Origin of the sequence: Leptospira perolatii (assembly GCF_002811875.1) — a bacterium.
In the GTDB taxonomy this organism is placed as follows: domain Bacteria; phylum Spirochaetota; class Leptospiria; order Leptospirales; family Leptospiraceae; genus Leptospira_B; species Leptospira_B perolatii.
The window spans coordinates 185,577-198,468 of sequence record NZ_NPDZ01000003.1 but is presented as its reverse complement, the minus strand read 5'-3'; the positions used below and the strand labels follow the sequence as shown (position 1 = coordinate 198,468).

11 protein-coding genes are annotated in these 12,892 nt (G+C 41.5%); 7 read left to right on the top strand and 4 right to left on the bottom strand.

Translation table 11 applies throughout. The features are described 5' to 3' along the window. Window positions 1-107 precede the first annotated feature (107 nt). Window positions 108-635: a DUF1564 family protein gene (locus CH373_RS18940; RefSeq protein WP_165778792.1), complete on the top strand. Its 528-nt coding sequence runs from the start codon at window positions 108-110 to the stop codon at window positions 633-635. 50 nt (window positions 636-685) lie between these two features. Here CH373_RS18940 and CH373_RS18795 read toward each other — a convergent pair whose 3' ends face one another. After that, window positions 686-838 (bottom strand): hypothetical protein, encoded by a 153-nt coding sequence (locus CH373_RS18795; RefSeq protein WP_243393309.1) that lies wholly within the window; start codon window positions 836-838, stop codon window positions 686-688. On the opposite strand from CH373_RS18795, the gene CH373_RS07055 reads away from it, so the two are divergent. The 5 genes from CH373_RS07055 to CH373_RS07035 are packed head-to-tail and all read left to right on the top strand — an operon-like array spanning window position 816 to window position 7,527. Beyond that, a complete protein-coding gene (locus CH373_RS07055) occupies window positions 816-1,811 on the top strand; it encodes an ArsR/SmtB family transcription factor (protein ID WP_243393303.1) in 996 nt (331 codons plus the stop codon). The genes CH373_RS18795 and CH373_RS07055 overlap by 23 nt on opposite strands. Further along, window positions 1,811-3,124 carry an adenosylhomocysteinase gene (gene ahcY, locus CH373_RS07050; protein ID WP_100712689.1) on the top strand — a complete coding sequence of 438 codons (1,314 nt, stop codon included), beginning with the start codon at window positions 1,811-1,813 and terminating at the stop codon, window positions 3,122-3,124. The genes CH373_RS07055 and ahcY overlap by 1 nt, the downstream gene beginning before the upstream one ends. A gap of 27 nt (window positions 3,125-3,151) precedes the next feature. Next, window positions 3,152-3,451, top strand: coding sequence for a DUF362 domain-containing protein (locus CH373_RS07045; RefSeq protein WP_100712688.1), 300 nt, complete (start codon window positions 3,152-3,154; stop codon window positions 3,449-3,451). After that, entirely contained in the window at window positions 3,448-7,185 is a 3,738-nt protein-coding gene (gene metH, locus CH373_RS07040) for a methionine synthase (RefSeq protein ID WP_100712687.1), read from the top strand. The genes CH373_RS07045 and metH overlap by 4 nt, the downstream gene beginning before the upstream one ends. A gap of 6 nt (window positions 7,186-7,191) precedes the next feature. Further along, window positions 7,192-7,527, top strand: coding sequence for a hypothetical protein (locus CH373_RS07035; protein ID WP_243393299.1), 336 nt, complete (start codon window positions 7,192-7,194; stop codon window positions 7,525-7,527). A 58-nt stretch (window positions 7,528-7,585) separates the two neighbouring features. On the opposite strand, the gene CH373_RS18935 is transcribed toward CH373_RS07035, so the two are convergent. Beyond that, window positions 7,586-8,608 carry an LIC_20087 family outer membrane protein gene (locus CH373_RS18935; RefSeq protein WP_100712930.1) on the bottom strand — a complete coding sequence of 341 codons (1,023 nt, stop codon included), beginning with the start codon at window positions 8,606-8,608 and terminating at the stop codon, window positions 7,586-7,588. A gap of 139 nt (window positions 8,609-8,747) precedes the next feature. Here CH373_RS18935 and CH373_RS07025 point away from each other — a divergent pair, with 139 nt between their 5' ends. Next, complete coding sequence (locus CH373_RS07025; protein ID WP_100712686.1) at window positions 8,748-10,049, top strand: ATP-dependent 6-phosphofructokinase; 1,302 nt, start codon at window positions 8,748-8,750, stop codon at window positions 10,047-10,049. Between the two features lie 46 nt (window positions 10,050-10,095). Here the strand turns inward: CH373_RS07025 and CH373_RS07020 are convergent, their stop codons facing one another. Continuing rightward, window positions 10,096-11,844 (bottom strand): SpoIIE family protein phosphatase, encoded by a 1,749-nt coding sequence (locus tag CH373_RS07020; protein ID WP_100712685.1) that lies wholly within the window; start codon window positions 11,842-11,844, stop codon window positions 10,096-10,098. A 98-nt stretch (window positions 11,845-11,942) separates the two neighbouring features. Next, entirely contained in the window at window positions 11,943-12,815 is an 873-nt protein-coding gene (gene argB / locus CH373_RS07015; RefSeq protein WP_100712684.1) for an acetylglutamate kinase, read from the bottom strand. Window positions 12,816-12,892 lie beyond the last annotated feature (77 nt).

The following is a 12,892-nucleotide window of genomic DNA, read 5'->3' as shown; positions in this document are numbered from 1 at the left end:
TAGAGAAGAAACGAATATTTAGAGATTCTTAAAATAGATCCAGTTTTTTTCGCTTATAAGACTTTTTTGTTAGCAGTTTTGCTTTCGCGACACCTGTCAGGATTACTTTGAAAGAGTCTGTATATTTTAATTCAACACATAGAAAGGAATTTCAAATCCAGCGTAATAGATTTGCTTCAACAGCACTCATACCGAAAGTCCAGTGGCTCCGAGTGATTCCGAGATTGCGGAAAAGGAGTTTTGCAAACTATATTCATGAACTTATCTCCGAGTACCGATTGTTATTACTTTCACAAGGGCATCTTAATCCAAGTATGCTTCGGACTAAATACCAGCCAAAGGAGCAAAATTTGATTCGCTGCAGCTATCGTCCAATCGAACGATCATATCAAGAATTACGAATGATTGGAAGCACCTTGGGTGTATCGCAAAGCTATCTGATTTCCCTTCTGATTCACTGGGATTTATCAAAAATTAAGAGGAAGATCTTCCGATCATTTTGGAATAGTACGAGACTCTCCTCTCCCAAAAGAATGTTAATTTGGAAATCTATAGATTATCAAAGGGATAAAATTGGCCTTTTCTGCATATTTGATCCGAAGCTGTTTTCGCATTCTAAGCATGGCCCTGTTTAGGCTATGTCTCTTAATTTTCGCCCGGAAAGAAAATAAAGGGTTGATAGATATCAAGATATCTTGATATCTATCCTTATGGATTCCAATAGCAAATCCGCTGAGTTAATGATCAAGGGGAGTTTAGAGGCGAGAACCTTGCCAGAGAAGTCTTCATGGTCGGCTATCTCGTCGATTTCTACCATTGCTTCGGAAAATACAAACAAACGGGCCCTCCTAAGATCTGAGGCAACATCTTCAAAAAAGATTATTTCCGCTCTGAAGGCACTATCAGATGAAACGAGAATCAGAATTCTACGTATTCTTTCGTTAACCCCATTGAATGTCCAGGAGATCACAGAGGTCTTGGATATGGGCCAGTCTCGTGTTTCTCGTCATTTGAAAATACTATTAGATGCAGGTTTTCTTCATTCTCAAAGGGAAGGCTCTTGGGTTTACTATAGACTTCAAAAAGAAAAAATCCCGGGTGATTTCCCAAGTGCATTATTATTGGTGCTGCTTGCAGAAAGTCAAAATTTACCTTTTTCTCATATAGATTACGATAGCACTTATGGAATTTTGAAAAAACGGGATTTAGATCGCTCTGCCTATTTTAACACTGTAGCAAAGGATTGGGAATCCATTCAAAAGAATGTTTTGGATCCAGTTCATTATAGAAAGAAGATCCTTCAGTTACTTCCCGAATCTGTTTGTCGGATCTTCGACTTAGGGTGCGGACCGGGTGGTTTAATTCCATACTTACTAACTAGGAGTAAAGAAGTTACTGGAATCGATTCATCTGAAAGTATGATTCAAGAAGCCCGAAGTTCTTTTCAGAATAACCCTAATGTGAATTTTCTGGTCGCGGACCTGGAATCGCTTCCAGTTTCTCTTACTTCCTCCGCAGAAGCTGTCGTAGCTTCGATGGTTCTTCACCATCTTTCAAATCCGCCGAAAGCATTAAGAGAAATTAAAAGGGTCCTAGTAGACGAAGGAACACTAGTCATTGTCGATCTTAAGAAGCATTCCCAAGAATTTATGAGGGATAACTTTGCAGATCTTTGGTTGGGATTTGATTTGGATTTGCTTACGGAATGGTTAGAGCACTCAGGATTTGAACTAATCTCGACTGAAGAAATAGATACACAGGAATACTTCAAAGTATTAATTATTAAAGCTAGGAAAAAAGGAGGACTATAATGTCCGCGACTATACAAGAGAAAGGACTACGGTATAAGGTTAAAGATATTTCCCTCGCAGAATGGGGACGCGAGGAGATCATTTTGGCCGAAAAGGAAATGCCTGGTCTTATGGCTGTTCGCCAAGAGTATAAGGGCAAACAACCGTTGAAAGGAGCAAGAATCGCAGGTTCCCTGCACATGACAATCCAAACTGCTGTTTTGATTGAGACTTTGACCGAGCTTGGTGCGGAGATTCGTTGGTCTTCTTGTAACATTTTTTCAACACAAGACCACGCAGCAGCGGCAATTGCTAAAACCGGAGTTCCGGTCTTTGCTTGGAAGGGAGAAACAGACGAAGAATATTGGTGGTGCATTGAACAAACTCTATTTTTCGACGGTGGAAAAGGTCCAAATATGATTTTGGATGACGGTGGCGATTTGACTGCTTACGTTCATGAGAAGTATCCAAAGCTACTTGAGGAAATAAAGGGTGTATCTGAGGAAACTACCACTGGTGTGAAAGGTCTTTATAAACTATTAAAGAAAGGTGAATTAAAGATCCCTGCTATCAATGTGAATGACTCAGTGACTAAGTCAAAGTTTGACAACCTTTATGGTTGCCGCGAGTCTCTTGCTGATGGAATTAAGAGAGCTACGGATGTAATGCTTGCCGGGAAAACTGCTTTGATCTGCGGTTATGGTGACGTTGGAAAGGGATCCGCCGCTTCTTTAAGGAATTTTGGCGCCCGTGTGATTATCACCGAAATCGATCCTATTTGCGCCCTCCAAGCTGTAATGGAGGGCTATCAGGTTCTTCGAGTTGAAGACGTGATTGAAGCCGTTGACATTGTCGTAACTGCGACCGGCAACGATGACATCATCACCCTCGAGCATATGAAAGCAATGAAGGATGGCGCGATTCTCTGTAATATCGGACACTTTGATACTGAAATTCAAATGTCTAGATTGAACTCTGAAAAAGGAGTCATTAAGAAGGAGATTAAACCTCAAGTCGATAAGTACACTTTCCCGGAAGGTAAGTCTATTATTGTATTGGCAGAAGGACGTCTTGTAAACTTAGGATGTGCTACCGGTCACCCATCTTTCGTAATGTCCTGCTCTTTCACGAACCAAGTTTTGGCGCAGATTGATCTCTGGAATAACAAGTATGAAATTGGAGTATATTGTTTACCAAAACATCTGGATGAGAAAGTTGCCGCGCTTCACTTGGAGCAGTTAGGTGTAAGGCTCACAAAGCTGAACGCAAAACAGGCAGAATATATTGGTGTATCTATAGAAGGTCCGTTCAAACCGGAGAACTATAGATACTAATCTATTTTTGCACAAGGTAGGAAGACTGTGGCATACGTTGTAACTGAGCCATGCGTTGGTTGTAAGTATACATATTGTGCCGCAGTATGTCCTGTGGAGGCATTTCGGGAAGGAAAGGATCTGGTTTTAATTGATCCGGATGTCTGCATTCATTGCAATGATTGTTTGAGAGAATGTCCGGTGAATGCGATTTTTCCCGAAGATGAAGTACCTCCAAACTGGAAGGATTGGATTCGAAAAAATGCGATTGAATCCAAGTCACTTCCAGTCATCAAAGATTTAAAAAATCCATTAATAAAGGATCCCTGTAGTAAGAGTTCATTATGAAGAAAAGCTCTCCCAAATATACAAACGATTCATCGAAACTGCTTATTGAGCTATTGCAAAAGCAGATTTTAGTCCTCGATGGTGCTATGGGAACGATGATCCAACGCTATTCTCTATCAGAAAAAGATTTCCAGGGCAAAAGGTTAGAAGGACATCCCCACTCATTAAAAGGAAATAATGATCTTCTTGTATTAAGTCGCCCAGAGATTGTGGAAGAGATACATTATAAATTTTTAGAAGCTGGAGCAAATATATTAGAAACGAATACATTTAGTTCTAATAGAATCTCTCAAGCTGATTATAAGACCGAATTTCTTGTGGATGAACTAAACCGGGCTGCCGTCAGTGTTGCAAGAGCGGCAATCTCAAGATTCCAGAGTAAGAATCCGGATAAACCTATTTTCTTAGCTGGAGCAATGGGTCCGACGAATAGAACTGCTTCGCTCTCTCCGGATGTGAACGACCCTGCGTTCAGAGCTACCTCTTTCGACGAATTAGTAGAGACCTTTTACGAGCAGGCTCGATCGTTAGTAGAAGCTGGAGTCGATATTCTATTATTAGAAACGAATATAGATACTCTAAATTTAAAGGCTGCTATCTTCGCGGTTGAAAACGTTTTTGCAGATTTGAATGTTCGCATTCCTCTATCTTTATCGGTGACTATCACGGATGCGTCAGGTCGTACTTTATCTGGTCAAACTATCGAGGCTTTTTATAATTCCGTTCATCATGCAAATCCTTTAACAATAGGAATTAACTGTGCTCTTGGTGCGGGAGAGATGAGACCTTACATAGAAGAGCTATCTCAAGTCGCTGAGTTTTATATTTGTTGTTATCCGAATGCCGGTTTGCCGAATGCCTTCGGTGGCTATGACCAAACCCCCGAGGAATTTGGAGCTTTTATCGAAGAGTTTTCTTCCAAAGGTTGGTTAAATATCGCGGGAGGTTGTTGCGGAACCACTCCAGAACATATTGCCGCCGCAGCTAAAGCAGTTGCAGGGAAATCGCCCAGAAGAATTCCCCATATAACTCCGCTTACTCGGCTTTCTGGATTAGAAGCTTTGAATATAACTCCGGACAAAGGATTCCTTTTGGTAGGAGAGAGGACAAATGTTACCGGTTCTCCTAAGTTTAAGAAACTAATACTTGAAGGAAATTTTGAAGAGGCTGTTTCCGTTGCCTTGCAGCAAGTGGAATCTGGTGCGAACATTATCGATCTAAATTTCGATGAAGCACTGTTAGATGGAGAAGCTTCTATGAAGCATTTTCTCAACCTGATCGCTTCTGAGCCTGACATAGCGAGAGTTCCGTTTATGATCGACAGCTCAAAATGGACAGTACTGGAAGCTGGATTAAAATGCATTCAAGGAAAACCGATCGTTAACTCAATTTCATTGAAAGAAGGTGAAGAAAAGTTTTTAGCTCATGCCAAGCTTGTCCGTAGATATGGTGCTTCTGTAATCGTAATGGCTTTTGACGAACAAGGCCAAGCTGCTACAAAAGATGATAAGGTTAGGATTTGCGAACGGGCCTATCATCTACTTCTTGATAAGGCAGATTATTTAGCAGAGGATATCATTTTTGATCCAAATATTTTAACTGTCGGAACGGGAATTGAAGAACACAACAATTATGCTGTCGATTTTATTGAAGCAGTTAAAGAGATAAAAAAGAGATGTCCGGGAGCTAAAGTTAGCGGTGGATTGAGTAACGTATCTTTCTCATTCCGCGGTAATAATCCGGTAAGGGAGGCTATGCACGCAGCGTTCCTTTATCATGCGATCCAGGCGGGAATGGACATGGCGATCGTAAATGCCGGAATGCTGGCGGTGTATGAAGAGATTCCGAAAGACCTTCTCGAAATGGTGGAGGACGTACTTCTCAATCGAAGATCCGATGCAACAGAAAGGTTGATCGAGTTTGCCGAGACCGTCAAGGCAGGCGAAAAAGTAGAAAAGAAAGAAGATGCCTGGAGAGAAGGCTCGGTAGAGCAAAGATTAGAACATGCTCTAGTAAAGGGAATCGTAGAATTTATCGACCAGGACACCGAAGAAGCTAGAGTAAAATACGGGAGACCTTTATCAATCATTGAAGGTCCTTTGATGGACGGAATGAAAGTAGTCGGAGATTTGTTCGGTTCCGGCAAGATGTTTCTCCCTCAAGTAGTGAAAAGTGCAAGGGTGATGAAGAAAGCAGTCGCTTACCTATTGCCGTTCATGGAAGAAGAGAACAGAAACTCAGCAGAAGCATTAAATAAACCTAAATTTCTAATCGCCACAGTCAAGGGAGATGTTCACGATATCGGAAAGAATATCGTATCTGTAGTCTTGGCGTGTAACAACTATGAGGTGATTGACCTTGGAGTAATGGTTCCTTGTGAAAGAATCTTGGAGCAGGCAAAAGAAAACAAAGTGAACGTGATCGGACTATCGGGTCTAATCACACCTTCCTTGGATGAAATGGTTCATGTCGCTTCGGAGATGCAAAGAAACGGGTTCGATATTCCATTATTGATCGGAGGTGCTACGACAAGTTCTGCCCATACTTCGGTAAAGATTTCTGAGAAATATGAGCACCCCGTGGTGCATGTCTTAGATGCGTCTAGGGTCGTAAATGTTGTTGGTAAGCTTCTCAGTCCTTCTTTAAAGCCTGATTATATTCTACAGATTAAAGAAGAACAAAAGAAGCAAAGAGAGATTTATTTTAGCACGAGAAGCGAGAGAAAATTAGTCTCTATTGACGAAGCAAGAGAGAACAAATACGTCTCTGATTGGTCGAATGTTCCAATAGCCAAGCCCAAATTTTTAGGAGTTAAAGTATTTGATGAAGAGATTTCATTATCTACTTTGAAAGAGTATATAGATTGGTCTCCTTTCTTTCATGCTTGGGAATTGAAGGGGAGATTCCCTTCCATATTAGAAAATGAAATTACCGGAAAACAAGCTAGAGAATTATATAATGATGCTCTAGCTTTAATGGAACGGATCATTAAGAATAATGAATTTAGAACCAAGGGCGTAATCGGAATATTCCCTGCCAATAGTGTAGGGGATGATATAGAAGTTTATGAAGATGAATCGAGAAAGAAAGTTCTAACTACTTTCCACACTCTTCGGCAACAGATCTCTAAAGAAGAAAATGGAGAACCAAATTACTGTTTGGCGGACTATATTGCGCCGAAAGATTCAGGCCTTGCAGATTATATCGGTGGATTTGCCGTTACTTCTGGTCACGGTGTAGACGAGTTTGCGAAAGCTTTTGAGAACAAGCAGGACGATTACAATTCGATTATGGCAAAAGCCTTGGGAGATCGTTTCGCGGAAGCTTTTGCGGAATTTATGCACGAAAAAGTTCGTAAAGAACTTTGGGGATACACAAAAGAAGAAATTTTATCTAAGGAAGATTTAATCCGAGAAAGGTACCAAGGAATTCGTCCTGCAGCTGGATATCCTGCGAGTCCAGATCATACAGAAAAAAGGATCCTTTTTGATTTGCTTCAGGTAGAAAAAAATACCGGGATCACACTTACAGAGCATTTTGCAATGTGGCCGGCCAGCTCAGTAAGCGGTCTATATTTTGCTCATCCGGAATCGAAGTATTTCGCTGTTGCAAAGATCAATAAGGACCAAATCGAGGATTATGCCTCGAGAAAAGGAATGAGTGTTCCAGAAGTAGAACGTTGGCTTTCTCCAAATCTTGCCTATGATACGAAAGAGACTGTTCCGGTCGTCTAAAGTATTATGAGTGTCGAAGATACGACAAATAAAGATCTGCATAATGTAAGTGCTCATAGTGGACACGAAAATTTTGCAGAGCTTTGTATGCCTGGCTCGGAATTTTCGTTCCATCCTTGGTTAGCATCTGCATTAAGGCAGAAATTCGAAATGCCAGATAGTATCCTTCGGGTCCGAGAAGAGTCTTGCGTTGATCTTTCCTGTCCGATTAATGAAACTTGGGTGGAAATCTTTCCGACGAGCTTGAGCGAGTCTGTCATGACGATTCGCTTTTCTCGCAAAAAGGAATTCATTAGCAAAATCGATTTCAGGCTGTCAGTGGATAGGCAAAAAATGTCGTAACTTCGACAGTCTCCACAATCTTTCCTAAACTGAAATTCCGGGAAAAAGACTGAAGGACTTACTTAGGTAGGTTTGGCGAGCTTTCGGAAAAACTGTATTTGATCCCTAACAATCCTTGGATTTCTGGAGTCCAGAGTCCATCCGTAGTTGGAAAGGGCTGGTGGAGTGGAACGCGAACTAAACCTTCGAAACTTAAATTTCTAGTGGAAACTGAAAATCCGGGATTTACGTAATATTCATAGCCTTGGTGCCAGCCTCTAAATGCAGGCGGTGCCTCCACTGCAACGAGTGAGCGGTCTTGGAATCTTTTGACTCCAGAGAGTTGCAGAAAGAAATCAAATCTGTTCTGTTGTGTTGAACCTGGAAAAAGGGAATAGCTGAATCCGATTGAAGATTTGGCCGATTCTGGAACTGCCAGTCCCGCGCCGTTTCCTACCATTCTCATTCCTAAACCCATCTGAAACCCTGCTCTTTTGGCCATGAATCCCAGAAGTAGATTGTTTCCTTGGTTATCGAAACCTCTTGAAAGGTTTGCGTTTACTCCGGGTAAGGACGTGTTTGCGCTCCGAAAATCGGTAAGAGAATCAAATGCGCGCTTTTCCGTCGAAGCTCCGACATAAGCCCTAGAGTCTACCTGCTTCGGCTGAATTACCGAAAGAGCCACAAGGAAAATTTCCTCTTTTCCCAAAGAAGGGTAGAGGGCAAAAAACTCTCTTCGAGGTAAAAAAAGTTTTGGAGGGCGCGGAAGTTCTGTTTGCAAGCCGGGAATATTCTGCCACAGCTCATTTTCATTCTTTAGAAGGTGAGAGAAGAATTTAGTTTCGAAAGGCCTCTGAATCATTTGGGCTGAAAAAAACCGCACAGATTCTCGTTCTAATGCCGCATATTCGTTAGGATCAGATGCGCTTGAATTTGTATCCTTGGTTGAAAGAAACCCAAAGGAAGTCCAGAAATGGGTCGGCCCGGTTTCTGCATACAGGATGGAGAAGCTAAGAGTTAATCCGGCTAATGATCCGATTATTAATTGTAAAGCGCGGGATATAGCGGAATATTTGTGCGGGATTTTCTTCGGATCACTCATTCTTGTAGATTCCTGAAATTTTTCCAAACTGAAAATCTCTACTATTTATATAGCGCCAGGTAGTCCTACTTGCCAATGAAAAATCGAGAGTTTGTTTCAAAAATAAAAAAAATTCAATAGTCTTATAAATTGGTAAAAAATGGAAACTAAGATCAAAAACTTTGGAACTCCTAAAATAGAAAGTCCTGCAGGGTATGATTATTACACGGCTGAGGATTCAAGAGCTATTTTTAAGACTGTCTTTGATAGTGAAGAGGACTGGAAAAAATATTCCGAAGGAGGGGTCGCCTTCTTCGAACAGGCAGGACCTCGAAAGAAGATATTTTTTCCGCCTTCTGAAGTTACTGCAGGAATTGTAACTTGTGGAGGACTATGCCCTGGAATCAACGACGTCATTCGTGGGATTGTAATGGAACTAACTTACAGGTATGGGGTTCGGCGCATCCTAGGCTTTCCCTACGGTTTTCAGGGTTTAGTAAAAAAATACGCTCATCGCCCAATCGAACTAACGCCGGAAAATGTAGCTCACATCGGAGCAGACGGCGGCACCATTCTCGCTTCTTCTAGGGGAAATCAAGATGCGATCGATATGGTCGATACCCTTTCACTGTACGGCGTAAAAATGTTATTTTGTATTGGTGGAGATGGAACGCTAAGAGGAGCAAAGGAAATTGTTAAGGAGATAGAAAAAAGAAGAGAGGAAATTTCCATTATAGGAGTCCCGAAAACTATAGATAACGATATCAATTACGTTCAAAAGTCATTCGGCTTTTCCACAGCATTTTCCAAAGCCATGGAATCTGTCGAATGTGCGCATGTAGAATCTAAAGGAGCTCCGAATGGAATCGGAGTTGTGAAGTTGATGGGCAGACATTCTGGATTTATTGCCGTAAATGCGGCTTTAGCTTCCCGGAATGTAAACTTTTGTCTGATACCAGAAGTAGATTTTGATCTTTATGGCAAAGGAGCTTTTCTAGAAATTTTGAAGGAAAGAATCCTAAGAAGGCAACATGCTGTGATTATAGTCGCTGAAGGAGCTGGTCAAAAATTTTTCGGGAAAAATGAGGAAAGAGATACCTCCGGAAATCTAAAACTTGGAGATATCGGAGTTTTCCTAAAAGAAAAAATCTCGGATTATTTTAAGAAGGAGAATATTGCAATAAATCTAAAATATATTGATCCGAGCTACATTATTCGATCAGTTCCAGCAAATCCTGAAGATTCAGTGTTCTGTGAGTTTCTCGCGCAAAATGCTGTTCATGCGGCAATGTCTGGAAAAACAGATATGGTCGTGGGAATGTGGAATAATGTTTTTACCCATCTGCCAATTGATCTAGCAATTAAGGAACGAAAGGTCTTACAGCCGGATAGAAGTACTCTTTGGAGAACACTTCTTACATCGACAGGACAACCTTCTAGGATGATTTCTTCTGAGAGCTAATCTGTCGAAGTTACGACAAGAGGGAAAAGTGTCGTAACTTCGACACCTAGTTCAACCTTACCAGCAACAATGTATAATCATCGTGAGGATCCATTTCACCTCGAAATGCATCGGTCGTGTCTAGAATCAGATCTTTGAGATTTTCCACGGGCATGTCTCCATTTCTTTCAATCAGCTTTGCTAGATTTTCTAACCCGTACATTTCCCCGTCTTTGTTTGTGGTTTCGCTCACACCGTCTGTATACAAAATGAGCAAGTCACCAGGCTGATAATCCACCTCTTGCTCTTCAATTTCTGATTCTTTAATACCTAGGGGCATTCCCTTGGTAGCGAGAAAAACGACCTTCTTCTCTTTGGCGCGGTATAATATTTGATCGTTATGCCCCGCGCTAGAGAATCGAATTCTTTTCTTGAGCATATTAATTCTTATCAGCATCACAGTCACAAACATGAAATATCCGGATTTTTCCTGAATAATTCTGTTTGCGCTCATCAAACTAATGCTAGTGGAAGAATTCCTGGAGACCTCTCCTGCAATGATCGTCTTGGAAAACTCCATAAACAAAGCCGCCGCAATTCCTTTACCGGAAACGTCCGCGATGAGTACGCTAATTTCATCTGGATTATGGTAGACTAGGTCGTAAAAATCTCCGCCGATTTCCTTGGAAGCTGTGTAGGAGGTCTCGATCTCCAAGAGGTGCATTTTTTTCGGAATGCTCGGGAGTGAGTTCAGCTGGATTTGCGAAGCGATTTGCATATCTCTTCGAATAGAGGTTAATTTTTCTTTTTGGTCTTTTACCAACAAAGAATTGTAAGCTTCCGCAATTTGATTGGAAATCGTACTCAAAATCGAAAGATCTTGGACAGAGAAACTTTCTCCGCTTTCCTTATCTGCTGCGTTTAGGATTCCTATAATTTTCCCGTTTTGTCGGATAGGTACGGAAACGAACGACTTGGTTTTGTATCTTGCAGGGTTCAGTAGTTCCGGCGAGATATCATTCTGGCCTTGTACTAAGAGCGGCTTTCCTTCGGAAAGGATCTTATTTAATATTCCTTGGGTTTCATCTACTAGTTGAGATTCTTCTTCGATTCCGAATCCGACAGATTTAGAGAGTTCGAAACTGTTGCTTCTAGGATTTTGAAAGATCAGAGAGACCCTCTCTGCATTTAGCACATCTGACAATGAGTGAACTGTCAGGTTTAAGAACTGGTCCATCTCACTGATATTACTGATTGCTTGGCTAATCTGGTACAAACAGTCCAATTCTCTGGCTCTGTCTTTCAGCTGCTGAATGAGTCTTCTATTCCGGATCGCGATAGCTGCTAGATCCGAAAGATATTCTAATATCTTAATATCTTTTATGGAGAATTCGGGGCGCTCCTGCGAATTGACAGCCTCTAAAACTCCCTGGATTTCGCCTTGTGCTTTCATCGGAACACAGATCAAATTCCGTGTCGTAAAGCCGACCGCCTGATCAATGTTTCTATAAATTCTAGGATCATTTTGGGCATCGTTAACAATGACCGGTTCCAAGCTTTCTAGAACGATCCCTGCGATTCCTTTACCACGCGGTACTTTTAATTCGGCGAGCGACTCGCCTTTGTCACCCTTTGCAATCTGGAAAACAAGACAGTCTTCTTCTTTGTCGTATAACAAAAGGGAACACCCTTCCGTATTCAAAACATCTTTTGTAGTTTCTATTATAATTCCGAGGAGCTCCTCCAAATCGTCGGTGGAGTTGATCCGGGCGGTAATATCCGAAATCAAGGCGAGGGAGAGCTGCTTAAAACTCATGTGAATGGTTTCGTTTCTTTTTTGAGGGAAGGTACGCTCATTCCACCCTTAGAGCAAGAGATTGTCAAGGAGATTCAGGCCGACTTTCTGATTCGGTATTATTCAATGAGCGACCCTATCCCCTGATCAGTAAAAACTTCTATTAGAATTGAATGAGGAACTCTTCCGTCGATAATATGGGTGCGGCGCACACCTTGGTCTATCGCGGAAATGCAACATTCTACTTTCGGAATCATTCCGCCAGTGATTTTGCCGGAACGTATGTAATCTTTTACGAGAGCACGATTCAATCCGGTAACTAACTTTCCGTCGATCAAAATTCCTTCGGTATCTGTTAAAAGAATTAACTTTTCAGCCTTGAGAGCACCTGCGAGTTCTCCCGCAAATGTATCTGCATTGATGTTCAAAGAAGATCCTTCTCCGGATTCTGCCACAGGTGAAATTACCGGAATAAAACCTTTTTCCTGTAAAGAAAGGATCACAGTCGGATCGATTCGATCAATTTTTCCGACCAGGCCAACATCTACCAATTCCGGAGGTTTGCCCTCTATCTCTACCGAAATCTTTGTCTTGGATGCGATCGCAAGATTCCCGTCTTTTCCGGAAAGTCCAACAGCATTTCCGCCTTGTCGGTTAATCATAGATACGATTTGTTTATTAACTTTTCCTGTTAATACCATCTCTACGACTTCCATACTTTCGCTATTTGTAACTCGGTGGCCGTGTACGAATTCAGTCGGAATTTTCAGAGTGTTCAAAAGCTGATTAATCTCTGGACCGCCTCCATGCACAATCACTGGATGAATTCCCACATATTTTAATAGAACTATATCCTTGGCAAAAGATTCCTTTAAATCTGCCTTTGCCATAGCAGCACCGCCGTACTTGATAATTACGGTTTTTCCGGAGTACTTGGTTATATAGGGAAGGGCTTCCAGAATATTGTTGACCCTTTCGAGTGATTGTTCCATACCAAACACAGAAATTGTCAGGCTCAACTCTGTCGATTAGGAAATCCTAATCGCGTTCGGATTAGATGATCAAAAAC